This is a genomic window from Kribbella sindirgiensis (genome assembly GCF_004331435.1).
Taxonomy (GTDB): domain Bacteria; phylum Actinomycetota; class Actinomycetes; order Propionibacteriales; family Kribbellaceae; genus Kribbella; species Kribbella sindirgiensis.
This window is the reverse complement of the sequence record NZ_SJKA01000026.1, coordinates 57,325-73,047: the sequence shown is the minus strand read 5'-3', so window position 1 is coordinate 73,047 and position 15,723 is coordinate 57,325. Positions and strand designations below refer to the sequence as shown.

Genomic DNA, 15,723 nt, shown 5'->3' with positions numbered 1-15,723 from the left:
GTGAGACAGCGCCGAATGTCTACTCGGGTTGTGCTATATCAGCCGTGTGCTGTCGCTCGTGGGCGGTGTGCTCGTGGCGCTGTCAGCCGTGGTGCTGCTCGTAGTGCGCCAAGGCGTCGGCTGTCCTACCGGTGCCGTAGGCAAGCAGTAACTCGGCGATCGCCGGCGAGTCCACGGCGGCGGCCGCTCGCTGGATCTCCTCGGCCGAAGCGACGGCCCGGAACAAGTCCTGGATCTCCCGGACGACACTGCGCGCCGACGGGGACGGGGGCAGCTCGCCGACGTAGGTCGTGGGTCGCAGGAAACGGGCCGGCGGGTCGATGGACTGCCCTGCGACCTGCCCTGCGGCGGGTTGGCCCGCCGCGGCCGGGCGGGCCGGATGGGCCGTGGTCGGCCGTGTGTAGGCGCCGGTGGCGGCGCGGATCTCGTCGAGCTCGTGGGCGACGCGATCGGGCTCGATCCCGCCCGCGACGGCCAGGTCGGTGAGCTCGGACACAGCCCGCAACCGGGAGACCACCGCGGGATTGCCGATCTTCACCCGCTGCGCGCTGACCAGCTGCGACAGCATCGGCGCGGACAGGCCGATCACCTGGGCGAGCCCGCCCTGGGTCAGGCCGAGCTGCCCCGTGATCCGCCGGACCACCTCGCCCAGCGGCTCGCCGTACAGCTCGACCTGCTGCTGCAGATTGTGCGCCGTCTGCTCCATGCAAAGATCTTCGCACTTGCGAACCGGAAATTCCAGCCTGGAACAGGCTTGACATTTGCGATAGCAAACTGCGAAGGTTTGCGGCAGCGAATCTCACCGGAGGAAACCATGACGACTCACCAGGCACACCGCCGCCGGCCCGTGGTGTGGGCGCTCCTCGCGGTCACGCTGGCCGCGATCCTGGGTGGCCTGACCACGCCGGCCGCGCTCGCGGACCCTGCTCCGAGCGGCGGCAAGCTCGTGCTGGTCCTCGATTCGTCGGGCTCGATGGCGGAGCCGGCCGGCGACGGGCACACCAAGATCGCCGCCGCCCGGACGGCGCTGTCGAGTGTGGTGACCAAGCTCCCCGAGGCGGCCGAGGTCGGCCTCCGGGTGTACGGCGCGACCGTGTTCAAACGCACTCAGGCGGGCGCCTGCACCGATACCCAGCTGACCGTCCCGATCGGGACCGGCAACCGGCCACAGCTGCAGGCGGCGATCGCCAAGTACAAGCCGTACGGTGAGACTCCGATCGGCTACGCCCTCCAGCAGGCCGCGAAGGACCTCGGCCCGGTCGGTCAGCGCACGATCGTGCTGGTCTCGGACGGCGAGGCGACCTGTGCGCCGGAGCCGTGCGCGGTGGCGCGGTCGATCGCCCAGCAGGGGATCGACCTGAAGATCGACGTGGTCGGTTTCCGCGTCGGCGGGAAGGCTCGCACGCAGCTGCAGTGCGTGGCTCGCGAGGGCCGCGGCGACTACTACGACGCCGACTCGACCATCGACCTCGAGGCGGGGCTGGGCAGGTTGTCGACCCGAGCCTTCCGCCCGTTCCGGATCTCGGGGACGCCGGTGCACGGCGCACCGCAGCAGGAAGGTGCACCGGTGCTTGCCCCGGGCCACTACTCCGACACGTTCGGTGTGGACAACACCTCGAAGCACTACCTGATCAAGCGGACCATCAAGGGTTCGACCCTGCGTGCCGGGGTGAGCTTCCGGCGTCCGGCCGGCGGCAGCTTCGTGATCCGGTCCGAGGTGCGGCTCAACACGCTCACGGGTGAGCAGTGCGGCTGGAGCTACCCGCGGGGTTTCGACGGCGACCAGGGACTGGCGACCGGGACGGCTGCCAGTTGGTCGAAGTACGAGAAGAAGAACGACGAGTGCGCCGACTCCGATCAGCTGGTGCTCACGGTGAACCCGGGGAAGGACTACCTGCAGCTCAAGGGCGTGCCGTACGAGCTCCGGGTCGACGAGGAGCCGCCGGTCGACTCGATCGCGCACCTGCCGGCGGCGGCCGCTGACCCGGTCTGGACGCAGATGTCCGCGTCGACGCCGCGCGAGATCGTTCCCGGGTCCAGCTTCCCGGACGCGCCGCTGCTCCAGCCGGGTACGTACAAGACGACATTGATGCCGGGCGAGCTCCAGCTGTATCGGGTGAAGGCCGACTGGGGCCAGAAGATCCAGGCGCAGGTGACGGTCCCGGAGATGGCCGGCGCCCAGGCCGAGGCGATCGACGGGATCCGGTACCTCGACAGCGCGCTGATCTCGCCGACCGGTGAAGACGTGTTCGCGATCTTCGCCAAGAACGTACCGGGCGGCTCGTACACGAAGGCCGTGCTGACCAAGCGCGGGCTGGTGAAAGGGCTGACCACCAAGGAGATCCGGTACCTGAACCGCAACGGGGCCAACAACCAGGACACCGGAACGTCGACGCCCGGCGAGTACTACCTGGCCGTGTCGCTGACCCGGAAGACGAACGACAAGGCGTTCACGATCCCGCTGAACCTCACCGTCGGCGTGGTCGGTACGGCGGGGGCGGGCAAGCCGGAGTACGTCGACGGTGCGACACCGGTCTCGGGTGAGTCCGTGACACCTTCGCCGACCGAGACGCCGAGTGCGACACCGAGTACGACGCCGTCGGAGCCGGGGGACTCCGGTAACAAGAACCGGGCCGGTGAGCCGGTGCAGGGGCGTTCCGACTCGGATGACGGGACGCCGGTGGCGCTGGTCGCCGGGCTCGGTGGGGGAGGCGCCGTGCTCCTGCTGATCGGCGGGCTGATCGTCGCGCGACTGCGGAAGAAGCCGGCTCCCGCGCAGTCGACCAACTGGGGCGGCCCACCGGCACCGCGGTAACAGTCGTCGACTTCACCGCACCAGGACCCAGACAGCACTCCCGATCAACCCCGCAGCCCCCACAAAACAACCCACCGCCAACCAAACCAGCCCCCGCCTCCGCCCCGCCCCCTCCACCCGAGCACCCTGCGAAACCGACGAGCCCTCCACCACAAACTCCTGCGCCACTCCAGCCCGTGTGTCCCCCGCCCGCCCACCAGGCTCCACAGACCCAGCGCTCCCGACAACCTGCGCAGTCCCGACGGTGGAGTTGGCGGTCTCGGCTGTGGGTTGGAGTGGGCCGGCTGCTTGGGGAGGTTGGGTGGGCTTGGCCGGCGGGGTGGTTCCGGTGGGGTGGGCTGGGCCGGTGGGGGTCCAGGGGAATGGGAGGGGTGGGAGTTGGTCGAAGACTTCGGGGGCGTCGGGGTGGGTGGTCCACGGGAGGGTGCCCGCGGGCGGGAGGGTGCCGGTTTCGGCGAGTAGGCGGGCTGCGGCTCGGGCTGTGGCGGGGCGGTCCGTTGGGTTGGGCGCCGTACAGGTGTGGATGAAGGCGGCCAACGGGCCGGCTGTGGGCGGGCGGGAACCGGTGGGGCGGTCGCCGGTGAGGAGTTCGTGGGCGACGGCGCCGACGGCGTACAGGTCCTGGCGAGGGTCGGGGTCCTCGCCGGACAGTTGTTCGGGGGCGAGATAGCCAGGGGTGCCGAGGACCGTGCTGTTCCGTGTCATGCGCGGTTCGTCGATCAGCCCGGCGACGCCGAAGTCGGACAGGCGCAGGTGCGGGCGGCCGGTGCCGGTCGCGTCGAGGAGCAGGTTCGCGGGTTTGAGATCGCGGTGTACGACGCCCGCCGCGTGCACCGCGGACAGCGCCTGCAGGAGCTGGTCGAGCAGTACGGCGACGTACGCCGGCGGCAGCGGCCCGTGGTCCCCCAGGAGCGTGGCGACCGAACCTCCACGGACAAGGTCCATCGCGAACACGACCTTGTCGTCGTCCGCGGCCCAGCCGTGCGGGGCGACGACGTGCGGGTGCTGGATCCGTACCGACTGCTCCCGGACGAAGCGCAGCAGAGTGCCGGCGTCGTGCTGCCCGAGGACCTTGGCCGCGACGTAGGCGGAGCGCCGCAGGTCCCAGGCGCGCCAGACCGAACCCATCCCGCCGGTTCCGATCAGGTCGATCAGCCGATACCGCCCAGCAAACGCCTCCACCGGCAAGAAGGTACAGGGTCACCGGCCTCCCCGACCGGCTCCTGCAGTGCGCCCAACCGGGGCTGGGAACACCCCCCGGGGGCGGTGAACAGGAACTACCTTGTTCACCGCCACCGCGGCTTGGTGTCAGGGTGCCGGCTCAGGATGTGACCTGGGTCGTGGTGCGGGTTGCGGGGAGGGGCATACTTGAAGCACGAGTGAACCCACTCGCGTGCTCCGGGGTCGGTGTAATTCCGAGCCGGCGGTTACAGTCCGCGACCCGGTCGCTGCGGTTCGGCGATCGGTTGACCTGGTGGAATTCCAGGACCGACGGTGAAAGTCCGGATGGGAGGCGCACGCGGTCGGCGGGTGTGCTCTGGAGCCTTGGGTCACCTGTGTCCCGGCGGGGCGACGGAGCAGACGTGCCGGTCGAGGCCCCGGAGTGCGTCCGTGACGACGAGGGGCCCGAGTAGTGAACGACGCGTCGCCGATCGACATCGCCTGGATGCGGCGTGCTGTCGAGTTGGCTGCGAAAGGTACCGGCAGCACTCATCCGAACCCGGTCGTCGGGTGTGTGATCACCGGCCGGGACGGGCATCCGGTCGGCGAGGGCTTCCATGCCGTTGCCGGCGGCCCGCATGCCGAGATCGAGGCGCTCCGGATGGCCGGCGCACAGGCCCGCGGCGGTACGGCGTACGTCACGCTCGAGCCGTGCAACCACACCGGCCGGACCGGTCCGTGCGCGGACGCCCTGATCGAGGCCGAGATCGCGCGCGTCGTGTACGCCGTACCCGATCCGAACCGGACCGCTTCCGGTGGTGCCGACAAGCTGCGGAACAAGAACATCGACGTCGTGCAGGGCGTCCTGCAGACCGAGGCCGAGGCGGTCAACCAGGTCTGGTTGCACAGCGTCCGGACGGGGCGGCCGTTCGTCACCTGGAAGTTCGCGACCACGCTCGACGGGCGGTCCGCGGCGCCGGACGGGACGAGTAAGTGGATCACCGGCCCGATCGCGCGCGCCGACGTCCACCGGCTGCGGGCCGAGTGCGACGCGATTGCCGTCGGCACCCAGACGGTGCTGGACGACGACCCCGAACTGACGGTCCGCGACGAGCACGACGTACCCGCGGCGCGGCAGCCGTTGCGGGTGGTCGTCGGCGACCGTGAGATCCCGCCCACCGCGCGGGTCCGGAACGAGCGCGCGGAGACGTTGCTGCTGCCGACCCACGATCCCGCCGAGGTGCTCCGGCAGTTGGACGACCGGCAGATCCGGCACCTCTGGCTCGAAGGCGGCCCGACTCTGGCTGCCGCGTTCCTGCGCGCCGGGCTCGTCGACCAGATCGTCGCGTACGTCGCCCCGGCCGTGCTCGGTTCCGGGTACGGCGCGGTCGGCGACCTCGGCGCGGAATCGATCGACCACCTGCGGCGGTTCAAGCTAGCGGACGTCACCCGCCTGGGCGACGACGTCCGGCTGACCCTGGTTCCTCTGGGAGGAAAGTAGATGTTCACCGGCATCATCGAAGAACTCGGCACGGTCGAGTCACTGGATCTGCTGGACGGTGACGCCGCGCGGCTCACCATCCGCGGTCCGAAGGTGACCGAGGACGCAGCGCACGGCGCGTCGATCGCGGTCAACGGCTGCTGCCTGACGGTGGTGGAGTACGGCGGCGGCGTGTTCACCGCGGACGTGATGCGCGAGACGCTGCAGCGCACCAGCCTCGGCGGTCTGCAGAAGGGCTCGCCGGTCAACCTCGAGCGGGCTGTCGCCGCGCACGAGCGGCTCGGCGGGCACATCGTCCAGGGCCACGTCGACGGCACCGGCACGATCGCTGCGCGCACCCCCGGCGAGCACTGGGAAGACGTCCGGATCGCGACTGCACCCGCGATCCTCAAGTACGTCGCCGAGAAGGGCTCGATCGCGATCGACGGTGTCTCGCTGACCGTGACCGACGTCGACGACGCGTCCGGCACGTTCGGGGTCAGCCTGATCCCGACCACGCTGGAGCTGACCGTGCTGGGTGCGAACAAGGTCGGCGACACCGTCAACCTCGAGGTCGACGTGATCGCGAAGTACGTGGAACGGCTGCTTACCGCAGGAAACGTGAAGGACGACGGAGGCGTGCGGTGAACCCGATCGACTGGTTGTTGCACTCCACGGTGACGATCGCCGGGTCGGAGGTGCTGGTCCGGGAGATCGTCGGCAACGTGTTCGGTCTGGCCAGCGCGCTGTTCGGCATGCGCCGGCTGGTGTCGGCGTGGCCGGTCGGCATCGTCGGCAACGTGTTGCTGTTCACGGTCTTCGTCGGCGGGATCTTCGACACCCCGCAGGACAAGGACCTCTGGGGCCAGGCCGGCCGCCAGGTGTTCTTCGCGCTCGTCAGCCTCTACGGGTGGTACCGCTGGTACCAGACCCGCCACGGCGGCGCCGCCACCGGCGTTCAGCCGCGGTGGGCGACCGCGCGCGAGCGGCTCGAGCTCGCCGGCATCGCGGTCGTTCTGTACACGATCTCGTACTTCGTTCTGCGGGAACTCGGATCGTGGGGCCCGCAGTGGGACGCGTGGATCCTCACCGGGTCGATCCTGGCGACGTACGGGATGGCGCGTGGCTTCGTCGAGTTCTGGCTGATCTGGATCGCCGTCGACGTGGTCGGCGTACCGCTGCTGATCCAGGCGAAGTTCTACCCGTCGGCGTCGATGTACATCGTGTACGGGTTGTTCTGCGTGGTCGGGTTCGCGTCGTGGTGGAAGATCCAGAACCGTGAGCGGGTCCAAGCTCCTGAACCTGTGGTGGTGGGATAGATGGGTGACGTGCTGAAGCTCGACACGATCGAGCACGCGATCGACGAGATCCGCGCCGGCCGGCCGGTGATCGTGGTCGACGACGAGGACCGCGAGAACGAGGGCGACCTGATCTTCGCCGCGTCCAAGGCGACGCCGGAGCTGCTGGCGTTCCTGATCCGGTACAGCTCCGGTGTGGTGTGCGTGCCGATGGAGGGTTCGGAGCTCGACCGGCTCGGGATCCCGTTGATGACGCCGCACAACCGGGAGCGGATGCGGACGGCGTACACGATCTCGGTCGACGCGCGGGACGGGATCTCCACCGGGATCTCGGCCGCCGACCGGGCGCGGACAATCCGGGTGCTGACAGACTCCGCCTCGGAGCCGTACGACCTGGTGCAGCCCGGGCACGTGTTCCCGTTGCGGGGCCGCGAGGGCGGCGTACTGGTTCGTCCCGGTCACACCGAGGCGTCGATCGACCTGGCGCGGATGGCCGGGCTGACGCCGGCCGCGGTGATCTCGGAGCTGGTGAACGACGACGGCACGATGAAGCGCGGGCACGACCTGCGGACGTTCGCGGACGAGCACGGGCTGGTCCTGGTGTCGATCGACGACCTGATCCGGTACCGGCGCCGTACGGAGTCCCAGATCCAGCGGGTCGCGACGACGACGCTGCCGACGCAGTACGGCGATTTCGTTGCCCACGGCTACCGCAGCACGGTGGACGGGTCGGAGCAGCTCGCCCTGGTACGCGGCTCGCTGGGCGACGGGCCGACGCTGGTGCGGTTGCACTCGGAGTGCCTGACCGGCGACGTGTTCGGGTCGCTGCGGTGTGACTGCGGGCCGCAGCTGGACGAGGCGATGCGGCAGGTCGCGGCCGAGGGCGGTGTCGTGGTGTACCTGCGTGGGCATGAGGGCCGCGGGATCGGACTGCTGCACAAGCTGCAGGCGTACGAGCTGCAGGACGCGGGCCGGGACACCGTCGACGCGAACCTGGACCTCGGGTTGCCGGCGGACGCTCGCGACTACGGGACCGGTGCGCAGATCCTCGCCGACCTGGGCGTCAAGGAAGTGCGGTTGCTGACCAACAATCCCGACAAGCTCGCGGGCGTGCAGGGGTACGGCATCGACGTCGTCGAGCGCCGCGGGATCTCCATCGACCCGACCGAGCACAACCTGCGGTACCTGCGCACCAAGCGCGATCGAATGGGCCACCACTTGCCGGGTGGCGTGTTGACTGAAGAGAACGGAGCCGGCTGATGTCGGGCAGTGGAGCACCCACCATCGAGGTACCGCACGTCGAAGACGCCAAGGTCGCGATCGTCGCCGCCCAGTGGCACCCGAAAGTCACCGACGGCCTCCTCGCCGGCGCCCTCCGCGCACTGGAGGACTCCGGCGTCACCGAGCACACCGTCATCCGGGTGCCCGGCTCCTTCGAACTCCCGGTCGCGGCACTGCACGCGGCGAAGTCCGGGTACGACGCGGTCGTCGCCCTCGGCGTGGTGATCCGCGGCGACACTCCCCACTTCGAATACGTCTGCCAGGCGGCGACCGAAGGCCTCATGCAGGTCGGCGTCACCACGGGCGTCCCCATCGGCTTCGGCGTACTCACCTGCGACAACGACCCCCAAGCCCTGGACCGAGCCGGCCTCCCCGACAGCCGAGAAGACAAAGGCTACGAAGCCACCCAAGCCGCCCTCTCAACCCTGGCCGCCGTCCGCCAACTGGGATAGTCCGTCCGAGCGTGCGAGCTTGCCGTAGTCACGGGGGATGGGGGTCCTCTGCGCGCTAGGTCGGCTCGCCGTTGCCGGTTGTGCGGAACTCCTCGAGAACGCGTGCGTACGAACGCCGGTCGAACGTGAATGGACCCACCTCGGTGAACACCGTGCGCTGGTCGAACGGCTCGTAGTCGTTCTGGTAGCCGAAGTCGCGCCACACGACCAACTCGTCGTGGACCTCGACCACCGCGGTGACCGCGCCGCATCCGACATCACCGCATTCGGCGCAGACATAGATGGCGGTCCGGCCGCCGAGTGACGGCTCCGGAACCGCACCTAGAAGGCGGTCGAGATCCTCGAAGGCTCGGCCGGTCGGCCAGTCTCTCACCAAGACCGACACGTAGTCCTCGGTGGCGTCGTCATAGTCAAGGAACGGGCCGAGGACCCGGCCGAGCCGCTCGCCGTCCACGACGAACTCCAGGAAATGACGGTCCGTTCGCAGATCACCAGGCGACCCGGCATCGCCGGCCCGAACCTCAGCTACCAACGCCAGCGAGTTACTCACGACAACAAGCTTGCCCCAACGAGCGACCAAGACGGGTGCGAGGACGCCCAGGCCATCACAATCGCCCGCCGCCGTCGGATGTCCGCCGGGGCACGCGGGCGGCCCTGGATTGTGATGGCCTGGGGATCCATGCCCTCGCCACCACGCCCGGCGACGTCAATGAGTTCGGGTGTGTGCCATGTGCCAGTTGGTGGTCCAGGTTTGGCCGTGGTCGGTGGAGAAGGATTGTTCCCAGGCGGCTTTGTCGGTGCCTGGGGTCCAGAGGAAGCGGACGTCGATGGGTTGGCCGTTCCATTCGTCGGGGCCTTCGAAGGTGCCGGTGCCGTCCTGGAAGGCGCCGATGACAGGGGTTTCCAGGCGGCCGCGTTGGCTGTTGATCCAGTGGATGGACCAGGTTTTCTCGACAGGGTCGTAGAGGCGGAACGTCGCGCCGCGGAAGCCCTCGCTCGGGAACCAGCCCTCGTCGAAGCTGATCGCGCCGTCGAAGTAGGTCGTGGCTTCCATCGTCGCGTCGTGTTCGTACCACTCGAACGGCTCGCCCAGCACGGGACGGCGCCGCCGGTTGTGGAAGGACCAGCGGCCGACGAGGAAGTCGAAGTCGTCGGTGAGCTTCGGTGCGTCCAGTGCGGGCGGGGGAGTGTGGCGCCGGGTGAAGTCCATGATCCAGTTGGTTTCCCAGGTCTCGCCGCCGTCGTTGGAGTAGGCCTGCTCCCAGTGCGCGGTCTCGGCCGTGATGTCCGACCACTCGTAGCTGCACAGGATCGGCTTCCCCTCGTGCGTGTCCTCGCCGACCAGCCGGCACCGCGAGCCGTCCGCGGTCCAGCCGCCGTGCACCGGCGGGTAGAGCTGCATCGTCCGGCTGTCGACCCACCAGATGCTCCACCGCAGATATTCCGGGTCGAACACGCGCAGCGACAGCCCGTAGGACCCCTTCGTCGGGAAGCGCATCTCGTCGATGCTGATCTGCCCGTCGAAGTACGTGCGCGCGGTCGTCGTTCCGTCGTACTCGAGCCATTCGTCGCAGCCCACGAAGGCCTGTTTCAGGGTTTTGTGGTGGACGTCGAAGTACCCGTTGAGGAAGTCGAAGTCGCCGGTCACCTTGGTCCAAGTCGTCATACCGCCCAGCTTGGGAGCAAAACCTGACAACCGATGGCAGTCATAAGGACTAACCTCGAACTATGCGTTCGAGCCGGCTCCTGTCGATCCTGCTGTTGCTGCAGACGCGCCGGCAGCTGACCGCGCGCGAGCTGGCCGATGAGCTCGAGGTGTCGCTGCGGACGATTTATCGCGACGTCGAGGCGCTCGCCGCGGCCGGGGTCCCGGTGTACGCCGACCAAGGCCGAGCAGGCGGGTACCGCCTGGTCGAGGGCTACCGCACCCGCCTGACCGGTCTCACCGAACAGGAGGCCGCTGCGCTGTTCCTCGTCGGTATGCCGGGCGCGGCCGCCGCACTGGGGCTGACCGCGGAGACGAGCGCCGCCGAACTCAAACTGCTAGCAGCGCTAGCGCCCGATCAGCGGGATCGCGCCGGCCGGCTGAAGAACCGCTTCCACCTCGACCTACCCGCCTGGTACCAGGAGGCCGAGGTCTCACCACAGCTGTCCGCCGTCGCCGACGCCGTACTCCACGACCGCCGCATCAAGGTCCGGTACCGCCGCTGGGAGGAGCCCCGCGAGGTCGAGCGGATCCTCGAACCGTACGGACTCGTGCTGAAGAACGGCAGCTGGTACGTCGTGGCGTCGACGCCCGGCGGTCTGCGCACGTACCGCGTCTCCAACATCCTCGACCTGACGCCGACCGACGAGGTGTTCGAGCGCGACGACGGCTTCGAGCTGCAGCAGTTCTGGCAGGACCACTTGGAGGGCTTCGACCAGGTCCGCTACACAGCAGAGGCCGTGGTCCGGGTGACCGCGCGGCTGGCCGCGAAGATGTACGACGTCTCGTACCCGGCACTGGTCAAAGCCGTCGCCGCCGCCGAACCAGACGCCGACGGGAGTGTGGTGGTGACGATCCCGATCGAGTCGATCCCGAACGCGGCCGCCTCCCTCTGCCGATTCGGGGACGCGATCGAGGTACTGGAGCCCGCCGAGCTGCGGGCCGAGCTGGCCAATCTCGGCCGCACGCTGTCAGCTCTCTACAGCTGAGCGCCCCAGCACACGCTCGCCTGCTGCGGCACTGCGCCGCAGGAACGTGGCGATCAGCTCGAGTTCGGCCTCGGTGTAGTCCGCCAGTACGTCGTCCATCGCGCTCATCATCGGCTGGTACAGCCGGAACACCTCCATCCCGCGGTCCGGCAGCACGCGGATCGTGACGCTGCGGCGGTCCGGCCGGGCGCGGTCGCGGGCGATCCAGCCGGCGTCTTCGAGCCGGTCGAGAATCCCGGTCAGTGTTGCCGGGTGCAGTCCGGCCCGGCGGGCCAGCACGCTCGGCGTCAGCGATCCGTCGCGGGCGAGGATGTCGAGGCAGTCGAGGTCGACGTCCTTCAACGCCAGCTCGCCGCCGACCTGGTGGTTGAGCAGCGCGAGCTGGATCCGCAGGTCGCGGAGCGCGGCCTTGATCTCGTTCCCGGTCCGCCGGCGGTGGCGCATGTCACCTCTCCGTATCTGTTCCATATCTTATGAGATCCATACTATATGAGGAACAGAGAAGATTTCAGGAAGGCGGTCGGGATGAGAATCACGGTGTTCGGGGCGACGGGCGGGATCGGCGGCCACGTCGTACGGCAGGCGCTCGACGCGGGGCACAAGGTGACGGCAGTGGTCCGTACGTCGTCGGCGTACGACGTGGTGCATCCGGCGCTGGAGGTGATCCGGGTACCAGGCCTGACCCAGGCGGAGCCGCTGCGGGACGCCGTCGACGGGAGCGAGGCGGTCATCTCCGGCGTCGGCGCCCGCGGGCGGAAGGACGGGCCGGTCGCGTCGGAGAGCACGCGGTCGATGCTGGCGGCGATGGAGGCCGTCGGCGTACGGCGGTTCGTCGCGGTGAGTGCCGCGCCGCTCGGGCCGGTGCCGCCGGACGAGAGCTTCCTCAACCGGCGGCTGCTCTATCCGATGATCAACGCGTTCGCTGCGGACGTGTACGCCGATCTGCGGGTGATGGAGGCGGACATCAGGAGCAGTACGACGGAATGGACGGTCGTGCGGCCGCCGAAGCTCACGAACAAGGCGCTGACCGGGACCTATCGCATGGAGGTCGGCGGCACGGTGACGCGCGGGTACACGATCTCGCGGGCGGACGTCGCGCAGCTGATGCTAGCGGTGCTAGATCGGCCGGAGACGGTCTGCCAGCCGGTTGGGGTGGCGTACTGATGGCGCACGGGGTTGTTCGCGGGCTGAGCCTGGTCTTCAGTGGTGTCTTTGCCGGGTTCCTGGTGTGTGTGGCGGTGCTGGAGAACTCGTTGCGTGGGTTCGGGGCCTCGATCTACACGCAGGTTCGGCTGGTCGAGCTGGACTCGCTGGACCGGCTCGCCTCGGTGACGTTGATTCCGGCGATCGTCACCACCGTGGTGCTGGCGATCTGGGCCCGGGGCAACGGTCGGCGCCTGGTGCTGGTGGCGCTCGTGCTGCTGGTCGTAGTCTTCGCGACGACGCTCGCCATCAACCTGCCGATCAACTCGGACCAGTCGTCGTGGTCCGTGCAGAACCCGCCTGCCGACTGGGCCGCCGTACGTGATCGCTGGCAGCTCGCACACCTGATCCGCACCGCGGCCGCACTCCTCGCGTTCGGCGCACTGATCGGATCGACCTTGAGCACGCGCCAACCATTCCGAGACCCTGAAAATGGTCGGCGCGTGCTCAAAGAGGCCTCTGGACGATGAGGTCGTGGGGTACGGCGTGGGCGGTGCGGGCTTGGTGGCCGGTGGTGGTTCGGGCCATCGTCAAGGAGTTCAGGAGGGCTTCCTCGACCGATTCGGTGACTGCCTGGAACGGTGTCCGGAGGTCGCGGTCGGGGAAGTCCGGCGTACGGGCGGTGGTGAAGGCGATCGCGTAGTCGCCGCTGCCGGGGGCGTAGTCGGAGCCGACGCGGCCCATCGCGAAGATCGCCCGGCGGGCGAGCCGGCCGAGTTGGCGGGAGTCGAGCGGGAGGTCGGTCGCGACCACGATCATGCAGGAATTACCGTCCGCGTCGATCGGTTGGGCGGGGACCGGGCGTCCGAGCACGGTCAGCAGACCGGAGAAGTTCGCCTGCACGAGTACGCCAACGGTCTGTCCGGCAGGCGTCGTACGGGACGCCGTGCCGATTCCGGCCTTGAAGCCGAGTGCACAGGTTCCGGTGCCGGCACCGGCGCAGCCTTCTTCCACAAGGCCGGCCGAGGCGGTGTCCAGGGCGGCGTGGACGGCCTCGGGGGTGATCGGGCGGCGGCGGATGTCCGAGAGGTGGCCGTCGTTCGTTTCGCCGACGACCGGGTTCAGGCTGGTCGCTTTCGGGTCGCGGTCGAGCAGCCAGGTGAGCAGCGCGTCGGCGACGCGGAACGTGCTGAGCGTCCCGGTGAGCAGGATGGGGGTTTCGATGACGCCCAGTTCGTCCACCTGCGTCGAGCCGACCAGCTTCCCGTACCCGTTGCCGACAGCAACCGCGGCCGGCAGCGTCTGCGCCCAGCCGTCCGGGACGATCGCCGTCACCCCGGTGTTCAGCCCGTCGCCGGTGATCGTCGTCTGACCGACCCGCACGCCGGGCACGTCGGTGATCGCGTTGAGCGGCCCCGTGGGCAGCGTTCCGACGACTACACCCAACTCACGAACTCTCCGAGGACTCTGCATACAGCTATCGTCGGCCACATGCTGCAGCAGTTGACGGGTCGGGTCTGGATCTACCCGCACGACCCCGATCCCGACGCGATCCGCCCGTCCGTCGCCGTGATCGCCGACGACCGCGGCAGCGTCCTCGTCGACGCCGGCAACAGCCCCGAGCACGCAAGAGCCGTCGGTACGGCGATTGCCGCCGCAGGACTGCCCGCGCCGAAGTGGCTCGTCTACACCCACCACCACTGGGACCACACCTGGGGCGCCTGCGCCTGGCCCGATGTCACCGTGATCGCCCATTCCACAGCCGTCGACCTGCTGAAGACCGAGTCCGAACGCCCGTGGAGCCACCGCTACCTCCACGACCAGGTCGAGGCCAACCCCAAGCTCGCCCCCAGCTTCCGGGCCCGCGCCCTGGCCGTCCCCGAATGGACCGACTTCCGGATCGTCCTCCCGGACCAGACCTTCGACGACACGCTCACCCTCCCGACCGACGTCGTACTGCGGCACGTCGGCGGAAACCACGCCCCGGACTCCACCATTGTCCTGGCCGACGGCGTAGCCCTCCTCGGAGACGCCTTCTACCCACCGCCGTACCACCTCCGCACACCCAACGACACCCTCGACCACGCCATGGTCAAGCGCCTCCTCACCGAGCGCCACGACTGGTACGTCGACGCTCACTCGCCCCCGCGGCGACTGTCCGAGGCGCTGACGCAGTCCGGCTAGCGGACCTGGGGACGGCGCTCGCGGGTGGGACCCGTAGGCTGGGCGGGCGATGAAGAGTTTTGAGGAGCTGTTTGCCGAGCTGGGTGAGAAGGCGGCGACACGGCCGGAGGGTTCCGGGACCGTGGCGGCGCTGGACGCCGGCGTGCACTCGATCGGGAAGAAGCTGGTCGAGGAAGCCGCCGAGTCGTGGATGGCAGCGGAGTACGAGGGCAAGGAGCGGGCCGCGGAGGAGCTGTCACAGCTCATCTACCACGCTCAGGTGATGATGCATGCCCTCGGCCTGGACCTCGAGGACGTGTACCGACATCTGTAGGAGTCCTCTCCCACAGATCACCGGTTCACATCCCCAGAAAGGGCAGTCGCCATGCTGCGCGTCGCAGTACCCAACAAGGGCTCGCTGAGCGAGGCCGCCACCGAGATGCTCGTCGAAGCCGGCTACAAGCAGCGCCGGACCACCAAGGACCTCACCCTCACCGACGCGGCCAACGAGGTCGAGTTCTACTACCTCCGCCCGCGTGACATCGCCGTGTACGTCGGCGAGGGCACGCTCGACGTCGGGATCTCCGGCCGCGACCTGGTGCTGGACTCGCACGCGGACGCGGACGTGATCATGGGCCTCGGGTTCGGTTCGTCCACGTTCCGGTTCGCCGGGCGGCCCGGGGTCGCGGATTCCGTGAAGGACCTGGCCGGGAAGCGGATCGCCACGTCGTACGCCGGCGTACTGCAGGACCACCTGGCCGAGAACGGTGTCGACGCGGCGGTCGTGCGCCTGGACGGCGCCGTGGAGTCGGCCGTTCAGCTCGGTGTCGCGGATGTGATCGCGGACGTCGTCGAGACCGGTACGACGCTGCGCCAGGCGGGGCTCGAGGTGTTCGGGGAGCCGATCCTGCAGTCCGAGGCGGTGCTGATCAAGCGGCACGGCGTCGAGAACCCGGCGAACGGCCTGCAGCAGCTGGTCCGCCGGCTCGAGGGCGTTCTGATCGCGCGGAACTACGTGATGATGGACTACGACATCCGCGCCGAGGACGTCGACGCCGCCACCGCGGTCGCGCCCGGCCTGGAGTCGCCGACCGTCTCCCCGCTGCACCGGCAGGGCTGGGTCGCCGTTCGGGTCATGGTCCAGCGGGCCGAGGCACAGCGCCTGATGGACCAGCTCTGGGAGGTCGGCGCCCGCGCGATCCTCACCACCGACATCCACGCCTGCCGGATCTGACG

General features: G+C 69.2%; 18 protein-coding genes and 1 riboswitch. Of the genes, 12 read left to right on the top strand and 6 right to left on the bottom strand.

Annotated elements, in window-relative coordinates; genetic code table 11:
* Positions 1-82: 82 nt before the first annotated feature.
* Positions 83-706, bottom strand: a complete 624-nt coding sequence (locus tag E0H50_RS39705) for a helix-turn-helix domain-containing protein (RefSeq protein ID WP_131296319.1) — start codon at positions 704-706, stop codon at positions 83-85.
* Positions 707-814: 108 nt separating this feature from the next.
* Here E0H50_RS39705 and E0H50_RS39700 point away from each other — a divergent pair, with 108 nt between their 5' ends.
* Positions 815-2,815 (top strand): vWA domain-containing protein, encoded by a 2,001-nt coding sequence (locus E0H50_RS39700; RefSeq protein WP_131296318.1) that lies wholly within the window; start codon positions 815-817, stop codon positions 2,813-2,815.
* A 12-nt stretch (positions 2,816-2,827) separates the two neighbouring features.
* Here E0H50_RS39700 and E0H50_RS39695 read toward each other — a convergent pair whose 3' ends face one another.
* Positions 2,828-3,997, bottom strand: a complete 1,170-nt coding sequence (locus E0H50_RS39695; RefSeq protein WP_238151659.1) for a serine/threonine-protein kinase — start codon at positions 3,995-3,997, stop codon at positions 2,828-2,830.
* 208 nt (positions 3,998-4,205) lie between these two features.
* Positions 4,206-4,337: riboswitch (FMN riboswitch) on the top strand.
* A 111-nt stretch (positions 4,338-4,448) separates the two neighbouring features.
* Between E0H50_RS39695 and ribD the strand changes: the two genes are divergently transcribed.
* The 5 genes from ribD to ribH are packed head-to-tail and all read left to right on the top strand — an operon-like array spanning position 4,449 to position 8,487.
* Positions 4,449-5,477 carry a bifunctional diaminohydroxyphosphoribosylaminopyrimidine deaminase/5-amino-6-(5-phosphoribosylamino)uracil reductase RibD gene (ribD, locus tag E0H50_RS39690; RefSeq protein WP_131296317.1) on the top strand — a complete coding sequence of 343 codons (1,029 nt, stop codon included), beginning with the start codon at positions 4,449-4,451 and terminating at the stop codon, positions 5,475-5,477.
* Positions 5,478-6,104 carry a riboflavin synthase gene (locus tag E0H50_RS39685; protein WP_131296316.1) on the top strand — a complete coding sequence of 209 codons (627 nt, stop codon included), beginning with the start codon at positions 5,478-5,480 and terminating at the stop codon, positions 6,102-6,104.
* Positions 6,101-6,775 (top strand): nicotinamide riboside transporter PnuC, encoded by a 675-nt coding sequence (gene pnuC / locus E0H50_RS39680; protein WP_131296315.1) that lies wholly within the window; start codon positions 6,101-6,103, stop codon positions 6,773-6,775. The genes E0H50_RS39685 and pnuC overlap by 4 nt, the downstream gene beginning before the upstream one ends.
* Positions 6,776-8,014 (top strand): bifunctional 3,4-dihydroxy-2-butanone-4-phosphate synthase/GTP cyclohydrolase II, encoded by a 1,239-nt coding sequence (locus E0H50_RS39675; protein ID WP_131296314.1) that lies wholly within the window; start codon positions 6,776-6,778, stop codon positions 8,012-8,014.
* Positions 8,014-8,487, top strand: a complete 474-nt coding sequence (gene ribH, locus E0H50_RS39670) for a 6,7-dimethyl-8-ribityllumazine synthase (RefSeq protein WP_131296313.1) — start codon at positions 8,014-8,016, stop codon at positions 8,485-8,487. Before E0H50_RS39675 ends, ribH begins: the two co-directional genes overlap by 1 nt.
* Positions 8,488-8,542: 55 nt before the next feature.
* On the opposite strand, the gene E0H50_RS39665 is transcribed toward ribH, so the two are convergent.
* Together E0H50_RS39665 and E0H50_RS43625 are read right to left on the bottom strand one after the other, a co-directional pair.
* Positions 8,543-9,037: a hypothetical protein gene (locus tag E0H50_RS39665; protein WP_131296312.1), complete on the bottom strand. Its 495-nt coding sequence runs from the start codon at positions 9,035-9,037 to the stop codon at positions 8,543-8,545.
* Positions 9,038-9,193: 156 nt separating this feature from the next.
* Positions 9,194-10,153, bottom strand: a complete 960-nt coding sequence (locus E0H50_RS43625; RefSeq protein ID WP_202868539.1) for a hypothetical protein — start codon at positions 10,151-10,153, stop codon at positions 9,194-9,196.
* Between the two features lie 62 nt (positions 10,154-10,215).
* On the opposite strand from E0H50_RS43625, the gene E0H50_RS39655 reads away from it, so the two are divergent.
* The gene (locus tag E0H50_RS39655; protein ID WP_131296311.1) at positions 10,216-11,181 is read left to right on the top strand and encodes a helix-turn-helix transcriptional regulator; all 966 of its coding nucleotides are present in this window, start codon (positions 10,216-10,218) and stop codon (positions 11,179-11,181) included.
* On the opposite strand, the gene E0H50_RS39650 is transcribed toward E0H50_RS39655, so the two are convergent.
* Positions 11,164-11,625: a MarR family transcriptional regulator gene (locus tag E0H50_RS39650; protein ID WP_131296310.1), complete on the bottom strand. Its 462-nt coding sequence runs from the start codon at positions 11,623-11,625 to the stop codon at positions 11,164-11,166. The two genes, E0H50_RS39655 and E0H50_RS39650, sit on opposite strands and share 18 nt — an antisense overlap.
* A gap of 81 nt (positions 11,626-11,706) precedes the next feature.
* Here E0H50_RS39650 and E0H50_RS39645 point away from each other — a divergent pair, with 81 nt between their 5' ends.
* Both E0H50_RS39645 and E0H50_RS39640 read left to right on the top strand, forming a co-directional pair.
* Complete coding sequence (locus E0H50_RS39645) at positions 11,707-12,345, top strand: NAD(P)-dependent oxidoreductase (RefSeq protein WP_131296309.1); 639 nt, start codon at positions 11,707-11,709, stop codon at positions 12,343-12,345.
* Positions 12,345-12,854: an anthrone oxygenase family protein gene (locus E0H50_RS39640; RefSeq protein ID WP_131296308.1), complete on the top strand. Its 510-nt coding sequence runs from the start codon at positions 12,345-12,347 to the stop codon at positions 12,852-12,854. Before E0H50_RS39645 ends, E0H50_RS39640 begins: the two co-directional genes overlap by 1 nt.
* Here E0H50_RS39640 and E0H50_RS39635 read toward each other — a convergent pair.
* Complete coding sequence (locus E0H50_RS39635) at positions 12,832-13,770, bottom strand: P1 family peptidase (protein ID WP_238151658.1); 939 nt, start codon at positions 13,768-13,770, stop codon at positions 12,832-12,834. The genes E0H50_RS39640 and E0H50_RS39635 overlap by 23 nt on opposite strands.
* A gap of 45 nt (positions 13,771-13,815) precedes the next feature.
* Between E0H50_RS39635 and E0H50_RS39630 the strand changes: the two genes are divergently transcribed.
* The 3 genes from E0H50_RS39630 to hisG are packed head-to-tail and all read left to right on the top strand — an operon-like array spanning position 13,816 to position 15,721.
* Positions 13,816-14,508, top strand: coding sequence for an MBL fold metallo-hydrolase (locus tag E0H50_RS39630; RefSeq protein WP_131296306.1), 693 nt, complete (start codon positions 13,816-13,818; stop codon positions 14,506-14,508).
* A gap of 49 nt (positions 14,509-14,557) precedes the next feature.
* Positions 14,558-14,821, top strand: coding sequence for a phosphoribosyl-ATP diphosphatase (locus E0H50_RS39625; RefSeq protein ID WP_131296305.1), 264 nt, complete (start codon positions 14,558-14,560; stop codon positions 14,819-14,821).
* A gap of 51 nt (positions 14,822-14,872) precedes the next feature.
* Positions 14,873-15,721: an ATP phosphoribosyltransferase gene (gene hisG / locus E0H50_RS39620; protein ID WP_131296304.1), complete on the top strand. Its 849-nt coding sequence runs from the start codon at positions 14,873-14,875 to the stop codon at positions 15,719-15,721.
* The last annotated feature ends 2 nt before the right edge of the window (positions 15,722-15,723 follow it).